This window comes from Halomonas sp. M1, from assembly GCF_029581375.1.
GTDB lineage: Bacteria > Pseudomonadota > Gammaproteobacteria > Pseudomonadales > Halomonadaceae > Vreelandella.
Window position 1 is genome coordinate 847,776 of record NZ_CP121119.1, and the last position, 16,128, is coordinate 863,903.

Below are 16,128 nucleotides of genomic sequence, written 5' to 3' on the forward strand. Positions count from 1 at the left end.
AGAAAACAGTCACTCTGCCGCTCGTAATTTCTGCGTCAGATACGCTAAAGCCTCGCCCGTAATGGCAGGCTTGTTTAAACAAACGTCACGCTCCCAGTAGCTTCCCTGAACGTCATAAAAGGGGGCTTCTCGGAGCGCAATGATCAACGCTGTGCTGATGGCCGGCGTTGGCGAATCGATGAATGCCAGGTGTTGGCGGTGTCAGCAGGGCCGGATGGACGTGACAGCCACCGAAACATGTCTTGCCTCCGCCACGTACTCAACGCCCTTTCAGCCGGGTCGGCAATGATGCCTTCCCGGCTTAATGCGTCAGCATAGCAATGCGCCGAGCACAAGCACGCAGCACCCAGCGATTCGTCTACGCCACGCTTAGACGGCTCGTCGGCACGCAACGCTATGCGAGACACTATGAAACGGATGCTGATTAACGCAACCCAGCCAGAAGAGCTGCGGGTTGCGCTGGTAGATGGACAACGCCTTTACGACCTGGATATCGAATCAGGCGCTCGGGAACAGAAAAAAGCCAACATATATCGTGGCAAAATCACCCGTGTCGAACCCTCCCTTGAAGCCGCGTTTGTCGACTTTGGCGCCGAGCGCCACGGCTTTTTGCCGTTAAAAGAGATCTCCCGCGAGTACTTTATTAAAGATGTCTCTGGCCGCCCCAGCATTAAAGAAGTGCTTAAAGAGGGCCAGGAAGTCATCGTTCAGGTGGACAAAGAGGAGCGCGGCAACAAAGGCGCCGCTCTGACAACGTTCATCAGCTTAGCGGGTCGTTTTTTAGTACTGATGCCTAATAACCCACGTGCGGGGGGGATTTCTCGCCGCATTGAGGGTGATGACCGCAGCCAGCTAAAAGACGCCATGGGCCAGCTCACTGTGCCCGACAAGATGGGTCTGATCGTGCGCACCGCTGGCATTGGCCGCAGCTCAGAAGAGCTGCAGTGGGACCTGGACTACCTAGTGCAGGTTTGGGAGTCCATCACCACTGAAGCGGGCAAACGCTCAGCGCCTTTCCTGATTTACCGTGAATCCAATGTCATTATTCGCGCCATGCGCGACTATCTTCGCCAAGATATTGGTGAAGTACTCATCGATAGCCCTGAAATTCACGAGGAAGCCCTGGGCTTTATCCGTCAGGTAATGCCCTCTTATCAGCAGAAAATCAAACTATACGTAGATGAAGTTCCGCTGTTTTCACGCTTCCAGATTGAGTCGCAGATAGAAACCGCCTACCAGCGGGAAGTTAAACTGCCCTCTGGTGGTTCTATTGTTATCGACCACACTGAAGCGCTGGTCTCCATCGATATCAACTCCGCTCGCGCCACCCGCGGTAGCGATATCGAAGAAACCGCCTTACAAACCAACTCCGAAGCCGCTGACGAGATCGCCCGCCAGCTGCGTTTGCGGGATATTGGCGGCCTTGTCGTTATCGACTTTATCGACATGGGCCCTGCGCGCAACCAGCGGGAAGTGGAAAACCGCATGCGCGACGCGCTGAAACTGGACCGAGCACGTGTGCAGATTGGCCGCATTTCGCGCTTTGGCCTAATGGAAATGTCGCGCCAGCGGTTGCGCCCCTCCTTAGGCGAAACCAGCGGCGTGGTTTGCCCGCGCTGTAACGGTCAAGGCACGATACGCGACGTTCGCTCTCTGTCACTCTCTATCATGCGCCTGATTGAAGAAGAAGCCATGAAAGAGCGCAGCGCACAGATCCGCGCCATTTTGCCGGTACCCGTGGCCACCTACCTGCTCAACGAAAAACGCAGCGTGCTGGCTGATATCGAGTCCCGCCAGGGTGTGCGCGTAGTGCTACTACCGAATCCTGACATGGACACGCCCCATTACGATGTTCAGCGGTTCCGCGATGACCATCTCGATGAAGACGACAGCCAGGCGCTTTCCAGCTTTGAAATTTCCACCGACACTGACGTTGGCAAAGAGCCCGACCCAAGCTTCACGCCACCCACCCAGCGTGCTGAAGCAGCCGTAAAGAGTGTCACGCATAACGCCCCTGCACCTGTTTCGCTACAGACAGAAGAAGCGCCTGCAAAAGTAACGGCAGCAGCGACACCCACGCCAGCCCCCGCCGCCGATGAGCAGCCCAGCGTGATTGGCCGTTTCATTCGTGGTTTCGCCAAGCTGTTGGGTGGTGAAGACAGTAGCACTCAACAACCGGCTGCTGAGGCACCCGCCCCGCGGAAGTCGGCTGAGCGGAGCGCGCCCAAAAGCACCCGCAGCACCGATAATAAGCCCAGGCAAACCCCCGAAAGCAGCGAGAGCGCCGGGAAGAGCGAGCAGCGCAGCAACACTCAGTCCCGTAGCACCCCTGCTGGCGATGATGCTAACGACAAGCGTAGCGGCCCTAACCGTACGCGTAATCGTCGCCGTCATCCGCAGAACGAAGACAGCAAGCCTCAAGACAGTAGCAATAAGAGCAGTCGCCAAAGCGCAAAAGAGCCTTCAGGCAATAGCACTGACGCCCAGCATGAGGCAGCGTCCGCTCAGCCTGAGAGTCGTCGTGACACTCAGCGCGACCAAGCAAGAGAGCAAAAATCCCGCGACAGCAAGCCACGGGATAGCAAGCCGCGTGATGAAAAAGCCAAGAGCGATGAACCACGCAACGCTGCCGACTGCGAGGAAAAGCAAGAGAGCAAGCAACCACCTGCACCGCAGGATGATGGCACGCCAAAGCGCACACGCAACAACCCGCGCAACCGCTCACGCAAGCAGGCCATCAACCCGCAATCTGAAGCCGAGCAGCAAAAGCTCCAGGCTGAGGCCGCGCTTAAAGCAGTGGCCACAGTAGAGGACACAACCCAAGCCGTGCCAAGCACGGAGAGCCAGCCAACGGCCTCTGCAACACAAGAGACGTCTCCAGCAGCGCCCGTTGACTCAACAAGCAGCCAAGCCGCTCAAGCGTCTGATGTCGAAAACGGCGAAGAGACAACAGCAGAGCAGCCTGCGAAGCCAGCCGAAAAGGCCCGCAAAGCAACGCATCAGCGTCGTAAGCCACAGGCAGAGCAGCCTGCACAAGAGACTGCAGCAGGTGATGAGAGCCAACCTATCGCCAATGAATCTGCCAGCGATACGGCCAAAGCTGAGCTTGAGGAGACACCCAAGCCTGCGGCTCCTCAAGAAGCAGAAGAGTCTCAGCCAGCCGAGGCACCTGAGCAGCCTAAAACAGCGCCAGTGGCCGACAGCGAACCGAAGCCTGCCGAAGCGGCACAGGAACCTGAGCCTACCGACACCCAGCAGAATGAAGCAGCGGCTGAGGATGTTAAAGCCTCTGAAACAGGATCAGAAGAGCGCGCGACCGAAACGGCAGCTATCGCCGAGCCGATAGCTGATGAGGCGAAGGTCAACGAGGCGAATGCTGATAAAGTTGCAGCAACTCAAGCCAGCGCTCCAACGACTACGCCGGTAGAAAATGCAGCCGCCGCTGAAGCGTCAGTGCCAGAAAAATCAGCGCCAGTGGCTTCACCGCAAAGCGACACCCCGCAGCCTGAAGAGGCGCCCGTGGCAGAGCAGAAAGAAGCTGAGAATGCGTCAACGGCCGCTAAGGAAGAAACACCGAAGCCAAGCCGTCGGCGCCGTAGTCGCGCGCACAACGACCCGCGTGAGCTACGTAAGCAGCAAGCGCAAAACGCTGGTCAAGAGTAAGCCTTAGCGCCATAAAAAACCCCGCCTCGGCGGGGTTTTTTATGGCTGGCGTTTGGGCTATACAGTTCTAGGCTCGGGTTCAAGCTCTACGCCAAAACGTGCGCTTACCTCATGAACAATTCGCTCAGCAAACTGCAATAAGCCAACGCGGTCGCCTCCGCCAAGATGTACCAACACCAAGGCCTGGTGAGCATGCACACCAAAGCTCCCCTCACACATCCCCTTTAAGCCGCACTGATCTATTAACCACCCCGCTGCCAGTTTAATCTGCCCATCTGGTTGGGGAAAATGTGGCATAGCAGGGTTCTGTTGAAGTAACTGCTCAGCATGGGACAGGCTAACGAGCGGGTTTTTAAAAAAACTACCCGCGTTAGCCAGTACCTCGGGATCAGGTAACTTTGCTTGACGCACGGCACAAACAGCTTCGGCAATCGCCAAAGGGGTGGGCTGCGAAGGCAAACGTGATGCCAAGTCTCCGTAGTGCAGTTTCGGGTTAGGCTGCTTTGAAAGACGCAGCGCCAGCTGAGTAATCACAACGCTGCCCGCCAACGCATTTTTGAAGAGGCTATCGCGGTAGCCAAACTGGCACTCGGCAGCACTCAGCCAGCGCACATTACCCGACGCAACGTCGACAACCTGCACACCCTGCAGCACATCTTTTAGCTCAACGCCATAAGCCCCAATGTTCTGCACCGGCGCCGCGCCGCAATGTCCGGGAATAAGCGCAAGGTTTTCAGTTCCCCACAACCCCCGCGCCGCTAACGCCATCACCAATGAATGCCAGTTGACGCCTGCACCCACATAGGCCACCACCTCATCATCACCCTGGGTTTCAAGCCACCATTGATGAAGCGAGGGGCGAACCACAATACCGTTCAATTGAGGCGGCAGCAGTACGTTACTGCCGCCGCCCAGCAGGGTGACAGGCCACTGCTGCACAGCGGCTTGGCGAAGCACCGCCTGTAAAGCGCATAGCGTATGAGGCGCTGCAAACCGCTCGGCATAACACGGCAGACGCAGCGTATTAGCAGCGGTCAAATCAACATGCGCTTGAATAGTTAGCATGCCTTACCGTTTACCCGTTAACTCGGCAATAAGCCCAGCTGAAGCAGTTTCGATCATATTAAGAACGCTTTCGAAGCCCTCATCTCCCCCATAGTAAGGGTCTGGCACTTCCGCATCAGGGGTGCCCGCAAAAGCTAAAAACAGCCCCACATGCGCACGACTCTCCGCAGGCTTAAGCGCTCGCATTGCCTGTAAGTTGGCATGATCCATCGCCAACACATAATCGAACGCTAGGAAATCGCTGGCACTTAGCTGACGCCCACGCAGATGGCTAATATCCACACCACGACGCTTTGCCGCCAGCTGGGCCCGCTCGTCTGGTGCTTTACCGACATGCCAATCACCCACCCCACAAGAGTCAACGTCGATTTGCCCTCTTAGCCCCGCTTCATCCACCGCGTGCTGAAACACACCTTCGGCCGTGGGTGAACGGCAAATATTACCTAAGCAAACAAACAGTACACGCTTCATAACTCACCTTCGCTTGGCTGCGCTAATAATGCTCTCACCCTATCAAGGTCTTCAGCGGTGTCGACACCCGGCGGGTTCACCGTGCTGGCTAGCGCTACTTGGATAGCATAGCCATGCTGCAATGCCCGCAGCTGCTCTAACTGTTCAAGCTGCTCCAAGCCAGAGGGAGAAAGTTCACGGTAGGCGGACAAGAACCCCACACGGTAAGCATAAATCCCGATATGACGCAGCCAGGCATCGGTGGCAAGCAGCGCAGGCTGCGCTTGAAAGTGCTCACGATCCCACGGAATAGGAGCGCGGGAAAAATAGAGTGCCCGCCCAGCTAGCGAGCGAACCACTTTCACAACATTGGGGTTAAACAGAGTTTCTACATTGCTAATCGACTCAGCCAGTGTCGCGATGGCTGCTTCAGGGTCATCAGCTAAACGTTGCGCCACTTGGTTGATTAGCATAGGAGGAATCAGCGGCTCATCGCCCTGAACATTCACCACCAGTTCCTCTTCACCGAGGGCTAACTGCTCGGCAACTTCTGCCAGACGATCTGTGCCTGACGGGTGGTCAGCCCGGGTCATCACTACCTCTGCGCCATAAGGCAGCATGGCATCCCGAATACGCGCATCATCGGTAGCAACTACCACGCGGCTAGCCTGGCTTTGGCAGGCGCGTCGCCAAACATGGGCGACCATGGGTTCACCGGCGATATCCAGTAGCGGCTTACCAGGCAAGCGAGTGGAGCCATATCGGGCGGGCACAACAGCAATGAAACCTGGTTCAGCGGCTGACATTAGGCTTCCCCTGTTCGACCTGGAGACGTATGCAATTTTTCATCGGCATCCATCACCCGTGCCTCCTCGGGCAGCATCACCGGGATCCCCTCGCTAATGGGATAGGCAAGGCCATCGTAATAGCAGCACAGCTCTTGAGCTTCACGGTCATACTTAAGCTTGCCGTTACACAACGGGCAAACTAGCATTGCCAGTAGTTCCTTATCCATGGGTGCATCCCCTTTCAATAAGCGCTGACAGCTTCGCTGCCAGCCAGTGTTCAAACGATGGCGGAAGTACCGCTTCCACCTCTAACACCCAGCTATCGGGTGGCGCTATATTTTTGCATTTCACCGCATCTTTAGCGGTCATTACCACGGGGCGCTGATCACCAAACTGTAGCGCCTCTGAATTAAATTGCTGATGGTCCGCTAACGGATGCATCTCCCCTTCTACACCCAAGCTATGCAGGGTATTGAAAAATCGTTCTGGATGACCAATTCCCGCGACGGCATGCACTGGCAGGCTAAAAGGGAGCGGTGCCAGCTCGCGGTGCTGACCGTCACTCAAGCGTCGCCAGCGCTGGGGGGCCAACTGCATTGGGGTTGGGGATATCGGCAGTGGTTTAACTAACGCGCCATTTACAATCACTGCATCTACATGGGCTAACCGGCTCGGGGCTTCCCGAAGAGGCCCTGCCGGAAGGCAGCGTCCATTCCCAAGACCCCGAGCGCCATCCACAACGACAAGCTCAATATCTCGGCCTAGCGCCAAATGCTGCAGGCCATCGTCACTGAGCAGAATGTCGCACCCCATCTTCACTAACGCCTGGCCTCCCCGAGCGCGCTGAGGGTCGGCCACCACGGGTAAGCCCGTTTGCTGAGCAAGCATAAGTGGCTCATCGCCACTTTGGGATGGCGCCGTCTCAGGGGTTACGAATAGCGGATAAGCCTTCGCCTTGCCCCCATACCCCCGGGTAACAATACCCGGTGACCAGCCCCGATTAACCAGCCAGCGGGCAAGCCATGCCACTAACGGGGATTTTCCTGTGCCGCCTAAGGTGATGTTGCCCACCACAATCACCGGTACCGGCGCATGCCAAACCGGCTTCTTTCCGTCGCGATAGCTCGCTTCACGACGCGCCATAAGGTAACGGTATAAACCGCCCAGCGGATAGAGCGGCGTCAGCCATGGGCTAGCCCCATAAGCCGCCTTTAGCCAACGCTGCTCCAGGCTCATTCACTCTCCTGAAACTGAAGTTGATGCAGCGCTGAGTATGCACCACCGGCCTCCAAAAGCGCCTGATGCGAGCCCTGTTCAATAATCCGCCCTTGATCCATTACCAGAATGCGGTCAGCACGCTCGATAGTAGAGAGACGGTGGGCGATGACCAGCGTGGTGCGGCCTTCACATACTCGCTCAAGAGCTTTCTGAATATAACGCTCTGACTCGGTATCCAAAGCGGAAGTGGCTTCGTCCAAAATCAGGATAGGCGCGTCTTTAAAAATCGCCCGGGCAATCGCTAAGCGCTGGCGCTGCCCACCTGAAAGCATGACGCCGTTTTCCCCTACTACGGTAGCGTACCCCTTAGGCAGCTTCTCAATAAACTCGCTGGCATAGGCTGCTTGCGCAGCGGCTTCGACGGCAGCAGGGTCTGGGTTGGTAACGCCGTAAGCAATGTTATCGGCAATAGTTGCGTTAAACAGGGTTACCTGCTGAGACACTAGGCCAATCTGCTGTCTTAGCGGCCCAAGAGCATATTCATTGGCATCAATGCCATCGATCAAAATTCGCCCTTCGCTTGGACGATAAAACCGCGGTAGCAAGCTGACCAGCGTTGACTTCCCGCTGCCAGAGCGCCCCACTATCGCCACCAGCTCACCGGGGGCTACGTTAAGAGTAATGCCATGGAGCACATTGGGCTGGTCGTCCGCGTAGCGAAAGCTGATGTTATCAATCACTACCTCACCGTTTAACCGCTGAGGAATCTTCTTGCCCTCATCTTGCTCAGTGGATAAATCCAGCAAGCCAAATAGCTCAGAGGCGGCGGCAATGCCTTTTTGAATTTCGCTATTAACTTCGGTGAGCTGACGCACCGGCTTGATCATCAGCGCCGCAGCGGTAATAAACGCCACAAATTCGCCGGGTGTCATGTCAGCCATCAAGGCTGGGGACATCGCCATCCACACCAGCAGCGCCATGGAAACAGCCACCAGCATCAAGATAACGGGCGAGCTCACCGCGCGGGTCATTGCCTCCTTCATACTCTGACGGCGGTTCTCTTCACTCACCCTTTCAAAACGCTGTTTTTCATAAGGCTCGGCGCCGTGAGTGCGCACCACGCGATAGCCTGAGAGCGCCTCAGACGCCACGTGGGTAACATCGCCCATGGAGTGCTGGATGCGCTTAGAAATGCGTCTAAACCGCTTACTCACGTAGCTGACGACTGCGGCAATAAGGGGGGTTACTGCCAAAAACAGCAGCGTCAGCATCCAGTTTGTCCAAAACAAATAGCCAATCAGGCCTACCACGAACAACCCTTCGCGAAGAATAATCGTAACGGCATTGGTGGCAGCACCCGCCACTTGCTCTACATGATAGGTAACACGAGAGACCAGATGACCACTCGAGTGGTGATCAAAAAAGCGTCCAGGCAAGTGCAGTAAGTGGTTAAACACGTTGCAGCGCAACGTATGAATGACGTAGCGCCCCACATACGCCATAAAGTAAGTGCTTAAAAAAGTGCCTAACCCGCGGGAGGCAAACATCAGAATGACGAACAGCGGTAAGAAAAGCCTGAAGGCTGCATCAGGGTGCTGAATACCGTCGATTAACCGTTTCATCATCTCTGCTAGCGCAGTACTTGAAGCGGCATAAATCACAAAGCCTACGATCGCCAGCGCAAATGCACGCCAATGCGGTTTAACGTAGCCTAATAACCGTTTATAAAGAATCCAACCTGAATCAGTCACACGCGCTCCCGGCAATAGTGTGCAGTGCGCAGAATTCTACCTTATGGCGAGGCGCATCAACACCGCTTACGACCTCCGTGCAGCTTTCGCCAAGGAATAACCTCTACAGGCTGGTTAGCCTGCAGCGTAAAGCGAAGCGCTCCATCATGAGCGGTACTCCACATACAGCTCTCTTGGTCACGAAACCGGCGTACCACGTCATCCACAGGGTGATTAAAGGCATTATCTCGCCCAGCACTAAAAATCACATTGAGGGGGCGGCTCATGCGCACAAACTGCACGCCTGAGCTTGTATGACTACCATGGTGCCCTGCGACCAATACACTGATGGGCGGCGTCAGATCAGCCACGAAGCGTCTTTCGATATCACGCCCAACATCCCCGGTGATCAGCAAACGCTGCTCACCTACGCTTGCTTCCAGCACGCAGGAACGATCATTCGCCGATAGCGTATTTTCACCCGCCGGGGGCCAAAGCACGCGATACTCAATACCGTCGTACTGCCACTGCTGCCCACGCTCGCAAGCTGTCGCCTCAACCGGCAGCGATTCCCCCGAGGGCGCCAACCACTGGTTAACCTGATGATCGTCTAGCAGGCTTTTTACCCCACCCGCATGGTCCATATCGGCATGACTGACCATGACTTGATTAAACTGCTGCCCTGCTGGCCAGAGCGTTTGCAACGGCATAAAGCCGCTACGAAAGCGTGGACCTGTGTCGTAAAGCATGCGATGCGTGGCGCTACGCAATTCAATTAACTGCCCTTGGCCCACATCATATACCGTCACGCGAAGCTCCCCTGAGGGCAGCGTTTGTTCCAGCGGGGTCCAAGGTAGTAAGCCAGTGAACAACGCCGCGCTAAAGCGGAGCCAGCGCGGTATGCCCGGCAAGCCCCAGCATAGGGCGAACAGCAGCAACGCCCCCGCAAGCGGATAAACAAGTGCAGGCGCAGGCTCCCACAGCGGCGCATATCGAACGGCTATGACTAACAGCTGATGAAACACGGCGAGCGCTTGCTCAAACCCCCACCACATTAACTGTCCAACACCCGGCAACGGAGCAAGCAGCCACCCTAACAGCGCGCTGGGCACCATAACGGAACTCACCCAAGGCACGGCAACCAGGTTGATGAGCGGGGCAGCAGGCGCTACACGCCCAAAGGCCAGTAACACTGCTGCGGCCATTAACGGTGCCAACAATAATTGTGAGCGCAGTAAAGCCCAGCACCACCCTTTTATCCCGCTGGGTCGCTGCCTCCCCTGCCAGATGATGATTAGCCAGCCCACGGCAATAAAGGAAAGCCAAAGCCCAGGACGCCAGAACGACAGCGGGTTCACCACCAAAATCAGCGCCAGCGCTAGCCACCACGCCTGCCAAGCGCCGGGAGAATGCCGACCGCTAAGTACCCACAGTCCCAAAAGCGTCATCACCATGGCGCGCGTTGCTGGCGGTGCCAGCCCAGCTAACGTGGCATACCCCACTGCCGCAGCCCCCGCCAGCCACCATGGCCAGGCACGCAGCCGCCAGTTAGTCGGTGACAGTAACCGCGCCGCCCAACGTGCTAACAGCAGCGTAAACGACGCGACTAAACCCACATGCAAACCAGAAATAACCACCAGATGCGTGGTACCCGTGGCGTTTAGAAGCGCCCAGTCATCTTGGGTCAATTGGTCGCTCTCGCCTAGGGTAAGCGCGGCTAGCCAGCGCTGGGTGCGAGCTTCAAGGGGCTGGCTAGCCAGCATAGCAAGCGCTTTTTGGCGTAGCCCAGTGGCCGTGGTAGCTAATCGTTGTGGAGCGGGGTCCTGACGCACATACCCTGTGGCGTGGATACCTTCCCGCCATAGCCATCGTTCAAAATTAAACGTATCGGGATTGGCAAAACCGCGAGGTGGGCGTAGTCGTAGCGTCATTTGCCAACGCTCACCCGCTTGATAGGCATGCTCGCCGTAAGCACTGACGCGTACGCGGCGCAGTGAATCACAGTTTGGAAGGTTCACGGGAGCCCGACACTTCTCGACCGCTAGCAGCATACGTGACGAGCCTTCTTCGCGCTGAACGCTTAGTATGCGCGTCTGCAAGGTAACGTCTTCACCACTTAGACCTGGCGGCAAACGTCGCCCCCACTCTTGCTGCACGCTGACAAATGCAAAGCCGCCAATTAAAAGCCATATCAATAGCTTAGGGCGCCCTAACGTTAGCCACAGGAGACCCACCAAGATAATGCTGAGCCAGGGCAAAAAGTGCCCCTCTGCACCACTCCACCCTGCCAACAGTACGCCGCTTAGGGTTGCCAATGCAGCGGGTACCGCAACGCCTAAACGCATCACCTCTCCTTGGTGTTAGATCATTAACGCCTATGGCATAGCCGAAGCACTTCGCTATATGGATAATAGGGCGCATCAATCGCAAGAGTATATGACATGCCGCGGCGTTTCCTGCAGCGCTACATGCCTAAACCAGACACGCTAAGACGCCAGCGTTCGTTACGTTTTATGGCGCCGCTCATTGCCGACCCTGGATTATGGCTTTTAACTCGACGAAGCGTTGCCAACGCCTTCAGCGTAGGGCTATTTTGCGCCATGCTACCTATCCCGTTTCAGATGGTGGTAGCTGCGTTGGGCGCACGCCTTAGTCGTTGCAACTTAGCGCTTTCTGTCGGTCTGGTATGGATTACCAATCCACTTACCATGCCGTTGATATTTTATTTTAACTACCGCGTGGGCACCTTTCTATTGGGCGCCCCGGTGCGAGAGGCCCCTTCACGCATTTCAACCCGTTGGATTGCCGAGCAAATGCACGACATCATGCCGCCCTTAATGGTGGGGTCATTGATGACGGCGGTGGTACTAGCGGTTGTCGCTAACGTTGGCATTCGCTTGATATGGCGCTGGCATGTGTCCCATAACTGGAAACGCCGCCGCCTGAAGAGGCGGCAGCGTAGAGCACAAATTGAATCAGAGTTTGACGAGTAGCGTAAAACCTCGCTGAGACGGCCTACGCAGTCACGTCAATTTGCTCCACCAACTGACCCCCATCAAGCTTCAAAACGCGGTCTTGATGGGCCGCAAGCGCTACATCGTGGGTCACAATCACAAAGGCGCAGGCGCTCTCTTTAGCCAGTTGATCCATCAGCGCTAAAATTGTGCTCGCCGTGGTTTGATCCAAGTTGCCGGTGGGTTCATCCATTAATACAAGGCTTGGATCGGTTACCAAGGCCCGAGCAATGGCAACACGCTGGCGCTCGCCTCCAGAAAGCTCACCAGGTTTATGATCAGCCCTCGCCTTCATGCCCACCCGCTCCAGCAACTGCATGGCCCGCTGCTCCGCCACCTTCTTGGGCTGACCGCGAATAATCAGCGGCAACGCAGCGTTCTCCACCGCGCTAAACTCAGCCAGCAGGTGGTGGAACTGGTAAACGAAGCCAATGTAGCGGTTACGGAACTTGCCCAATGCCGCTTCATTAAGACCTGACAGCGGCTCCCCGGCAATCACCACGCCACCGCCACTTGGCCGATCAAGGCCGCCGAGCAAATTGAGTAGCGTTGTCTTACCTGAGCCCGAACTACCCACAATGGCAACGCGCTCGCCAGCGCGCACCTGTAAATCAAGCTGGTCAAGCACAGTAAGGTCTTGTGGACCTTCACTGTAGACTCGCGTCAAGCCTTGGCACTGCAACATAATTGCCCCTGGCTGCGGTATCGATGAGGTCATTAAATCATCCTTATTCATAGCGCAATACGTCCGCAGGCTGAACACGCGCCGCCCGCCAGGCAGGGTACAGCGTCGAGAGGAACGTAAGCCCGAAAGCAGCCACTACGATATCCCGTACATCTGCCCAGTGTAAGCGGGAAGGCAGGTCGCTAATAAAGTAAACGCCAGCATCCAGGAATTGAATACCCAGCACACCCTCAAACCAGCCGATCAAGTCAGAGATCGTTAGAGCCAATAAAATCCCGACCCCGACGCCCACCGCAATACCAATCAAACCAATTGCCAAGCCTTGAACAATGAAAATACCCATGATCGAACGCGGCGTCGCCCCGATGGTGCGCAAAATGGCAATGTCAGCGCGCTTGTCGGTCACCACCATGACCAGTGTTGATACAATGTTAAACGCAGCAACAGCGATAATAACGGTGAGCAGCAGCGCAATCATGCGCTTCTCCATTTGGATCGCCTGGAAAAGACTGCCATGGGAAAATGTCCAGTCAGTACCGCGATACCCGGATCCTAGTTCGTTCACAATCGCTTGGGTTTCACTACCGGCAAGGAAAAGATCGTCAAGTTCAAGACGCAGCCCCCCAACGGCATCACCCAACCGCGCCAGGGTTTGCATATCATAAATGTTGGCGTAGGCCAGGTTGGCATCTAAATCGGCACCCACGCTAAAAATCCCGCTTACCGTAAAGCGCTTTAAGCGCGGAAACACACCCGCCGGCGTAATCGAGGCTTCGGGCACTAACAGCGTGACCCGGTCGCCCACGCCAACGCCTAGACGACGCGCCAGCATTGAACCCAGCACTACGTTCCACTCCCCAGGCACTAAGTCGGCTAACTCGCCCTGGCGCATATGTTTGCCAATAATAGACACTTGCCCTTCCCAATCAGGGTGGATGCCGTTCACCATGGCCCCCTGATTACGCCCGCCAGCGGAGAACATACCCTGCTGTTCAATAAAAGGGGCCGCGCCGATTACCCGCTCACGCTCAACTAGCTGTTCAGCAAGTGCCTCCCACTCCACCAACCCTTCCTGCGCCTCAATTTTGGTGTGGGGCACCATACCCAAAATGCGGGTTCGCAGCTCATGATCAAAGCCATTCATTACCGACAGCACTAAAATCAGTACTGCCACACCGAGCATAAGGCCCAGCATTGAGGTTAAGGAGATAAACGAAATAAAGTGGTTCCGGCGTTTAGCGCGCACATAGCGCAGCCCCACCAGAAAAGGCAAACGATCAAGCATGGCAGTCTTCCTTAATAATAAGCGCCCATGGTACGGTTTTTTTAGCAGGGCTGCATGTGCAAACGCAGCCTTAGAGCGGTATCGAGCAAAGCCGTTCCCTATATCAAGGTAAGGCTTGCATGTTTCTGGGCAAGCCCCTACATTGCGCCGGTTCCTCTTGCCCCAAGGGTAAGTCTTTTTACTTCTATTAAGAGCATCTGTGACGTTGGCTACCAAGACGCATCGCCTGCTGCCGGAATGGCACCCCCAAGATGGCCTTCAGCTTACCTGGCCCCGCTCAGACGGTGATTGGGCGCCTTTATTATCGCGTATCGAAGCGACGCTTGAACGTATTGTTATTGCCACAGCACGCTACCAGCGCGTGCTGATCAGCCTCCCTGATGAGGCAACACGCGCGCGTCTAGCCGCGACGTTTGCCGCCTATGGTATTAGCAAACATCAGCTGCTACTGGTGGTTGCGCCCACCGACGATACATGGGCGCGAGACCACGGGCCGATTACCGTCATAGATGAAGACAATCAGCCGCTGCTGTTGGACTACGCCTTTACCGGCTGGGGCGGAAAGTTTCCCGCTGAGCACGACAATCAGTTGACACAGTGGCTAGCGGATGCGGGCGTGTGGGCCTGCCCAGTCGCCTCTCGGGAGCTGGTTCTTGAAGGTGGCGGTATTGAAACGGACGGCGAAGGCACTCTACTAACCACCGAGGCCTGCCTGCTTAACCCCAATCGCAACCCAACGCACTCCCGCAGCGATATAGAAACAATGTTGGCCGAGGACTTTGGCGTTGACCGCGTTCTATGGCTGGCCAATGGGCACCTAGAAGGCGATGACACCGATAGCCACATTGATACCCTGGCGCGCTTTTGCAACCCTTCAACCATTGCGTACGTGACCTGCGATGACCCCATCGATCCCCACCATGCCGCTCTTAAGGCGATGGAGCAGGAGCTTAAGGCATTTCGTCAACGCAACGGCGCGCCTTATAACCTTGTCCCTTTACCCTGGCCGCAAGCATGTTTTGACCCGGATGATGGCCATCGTTTACCGGCGACCTACGCTAACTTTTTAATCATCAATCAGGCCGTTTTGGTACCTACTTACGGCGACCCCGCCGATATGGTCGCGCTACAGGCGCTAACCCAGGCATTCCCTGACCACACGCTGATACCCATTGAGTGCGCAAGCGTGATTCGTCAGCATGGCAGCCTGCACTGCTTAACCATGCAACTGCCGAAAGGCACCCTTACTCCAGTCACCCTTGAATCGTAAGGAGCTATTATGACGCATACGCTTATCGTGGGTGTCGTCCAACAGCCCGCGTGGCCTGATAAAGCACGCAGCCTTGCCACAAGCGAAGCGGGTATCCGCGACGCTGTTGCGCAAGGTGCCCAGTTAGTGCTGCTACAAGAGCTTCACGCTACCCACTATTTTTGCCAATACGAAGACCCAGCACTGTTTGACTTGGCCGAGCCGCTTGATGGGCCGACGGGTCAACGCTTAGCGGCGCTGGCGAAAGAGCTGGATATTGTGCTGGTGGGTTCGCTGTTTGAGCGTCGCGCACCTGGGCTATATCACAATACCGCAGTGGTCTACGATCGTGCCCAAGGGCGCGTTGGTCAGTATCGCAAGATGCATATACCCGATGACCCAGCATTTTATGAAAAATTCTACTTCACCCCAGGTGATGTAGACGACGCCCGGGGAGAGGGTTTCACCCCTATCGACACCTCGGTTGGCCGGTTGGGCGTTCTGGTGTGCTGGGACCAATGGTACCCGGAAGCCGCTCGTTTAATGGCACTAGCAGGTGCAGATTTGCTGCTCTACCCCACGGCTATTGGCTGGGACCCTAACGATGACGACGCGGAAAAAGCCCGCCAGAAAGACGCTTGGACCCTTATCCAGCGAGCACATGGTGTCGCTAACGGCTTGCCGGTATTAGTCGCTAACCGAGTAGGCTTTGAAGCTGATCAATCGGGTGTTGGTGACGGTATTGCGTTTTGGGGTGGCAGCTTTGTATGCGGCCCCCAAGGGGAACTACTGGCCCACGCGGGCGAAGACACCCAACAGCTCGTGGTCGAGATTAATATGGCACGCAGCGAGCATACCCGTCGCATTTGGCCCTACCTGCGCGACCGCAGGATCGACGCTTACGGGGATTTAACCCGCCGCTACCGCGACTAGCACAGCGTTTCCCTAGGCTAAGAAAAACGCCTGCTCCATCTCTGGAGC

The 16,128-nt window shown here is 56.2% G+C and carries 13 protein-coding genes; 4 read left to right on the forward strand and 9 right to left on the reverse strand.

Annotation, left to right across the window (positions count from 1 at the left end):
- Nucleotides 1-408 precede the first annotated feature (408 nt).
- Nucleotides 409-3,663 (forward strand): ribonuclease E, encoded by a 3,255-nt coding sequence (gene rne / locus P8S54_RS03840; protein ID WP_281443301.1) that lies wholly within the window; start codon nt 409-411, stop codon nt 3,661-3,663.
- 57 nt (nt 3,664-3,720) lie between these two features.
- On the opposite strand, the gene murB is transcribed toward rne, so the two are convergent.
- From murB to P8S54_RS03875, 7 genes are read right to left on the reverse strand one after another with little or no spacing between them, the layout of a single operon-like run.
- Nucleotides 3,721-4,728: a UDP-N-acetylmuramate dehydrogenase gene (gene murB, locus P8S54_RS03845; protein WP_281443302.1), complete on the reverse strand. Its 1,008-nt coding sequence runs from the start codon at nt 4,726-4,728 to the stop codon at nt 3,721-3,723.
- A gap of 3 nt (nt 4,729-4,731) precedes the next feature.
- Nucleotides 4,732-5,199 (reverse strand): low molecular weight protein-tyrosine-phosphatase, encoded by a 468-nt coding sequence (locus tag P8S54_RS03850; RefSeq protein ID WP_009099280.1) that lies wholly within the window; start codon nt 5,197-5,199, stop codon nt 4,732-4,734.
- Entirely contained in the window at nt 5,196-5,984 is a 789-nt protein-coding gene (gene kdsB / locus P8S54_RS03855) for a 3-deoxy-manno-octulosonate cytidylyltransferase (protein WP_281443303.1), read from the reverse strand. The genes P8S54_RS03850 and kdsB overlap by 4 nt, the downstream gene beginning before the upstream one ends.
- Nucleotides 5,984-6,193, reverse strand: a complete 210-nt coding sequence (locus P8S54_RS03860; protein ID WP_009099276.1) for a Trm112 family protein — start codon at nt 6,191-6,193, stop codon at nt 5,984-5,986. Before P8S54_RS03860 ends, kdsB begins: the two co-directional genes overlap by 1 nt.
- Nucleotides 6,186-7,202 carry a tetraacyldisaccharide 4'-kinase gene (gene lpxK / locus P8S54_RS03865; RefSeq protein ID WP_281443304.1) on the reverse strand — a complete coding sequence of 339 codons (1,017 nt, stop codon included), beginning with the start codon at nt 7,200-7,202 and terminating at the stop codon, nt 6,186-6,188. Before lpxK ends, P8S54_RS03860 begins: the two co-directional genes overlap by 8 nt.
- A complete protein-coding gene (gene msbA / locus P8S54_RS03870) occupies nt 7,199-8,935 on the reverse strand; it encodes a lipid A export permease/ATP-binding protein MsbA (protein WP_281443305.1) in 1,737 nt (578 codons plus the stop codon). Before msbA ends, lpxK begins: the two co-directional genes overlap by 4 nt.
- Before the next feature lie 56 nt (nt 8,936-8,991).
- On the reverse strand, nt 8,992-11,259 hold the full coding sequence (locus P8S54_RS03875) for a DNA internalization-related competence protein ComEC/Rec2 (protein ID WP_281443306.1): 2,268 nt from the start codon (nt 11,257-11,259) through the stop codon (nt 8,992-8,994).
- Nucleotides 11,260-11,355: 96 nt separating this feature from the next.
- On the opposite strand from P8S54_RS03875, the gene P8S54_RS03880 reads away from it, so the two are divergent.
- Nucleotides 11,356-11,907, forward strand: a complete 552-nt coding sequence (locus P8S54_RS03880) for a DUF2062 domain-containing protein (RefSeq protein WP_009099270.1) — start codon at nt 11,356-11,358, stop codon at nt 11,905-11,907.
- Between the two features lie 22 nt (nt 11,908-11,929).
- Here P8S54_RS03880 and P8S54_RS03885 read toward each other — a convergent pair whose 3' ends face one another.
- Entirely contained in the window at nt 11,930-12,646 is a 717-nt protein-coding gene (locus tag P8S54_RS03885; protein WP_281443307.1) for an ATP-binding cassette domain-containing protein, read from the reverse strand.
- A 10-nt stretch (nt 12,647-12,656) separates the two neighbouring features.
- On the reverse strand, nt 12,657-13,898 hold the full coding sequence (locus tag P8S54_RS03890) for a lipoprotein-releasing ABC transporter permease subunit (RefSeq protein WP_009099266.1): 1,242 nt from the start codon (nt 13,896-13,898) through the stop codon (nt 12,657-12,659).
- A gap of 199 nt (nt 13,899-14,097) precedes the next feature.
- Here P8S54_RS03890 and P8S54_RS03895 point away from each other — a divergent pair, with 199 nt between their 5' ends.
- Nucleotides 14,098-15,168: an agmatine deiminase family protein gene (locus P8S54_RS03895; protein WP_281443308.1), complete on the forward strand. Its 1,071-nt coding sequence runs from the start codon at nt 14,098-14,100 to the stop codon at nt 15,166-15,168.
- A 9-nt stretch (nt 15,169-15,177) separates the two neighbouring features.
- On the forward strand, nt 15,178-16,080 hold the full coding sequence (locus P8S54_RS03900; RefSeq protein WP_281443309.1) for a carbon-nitrogen hydrolase: 903 nt from the start codon (nt 15,178-15,180) through the stop codon (nt 16,078-16,080).
- Nucleotides 16,081-16,128 lie beyond the last annotated feature (48 nt).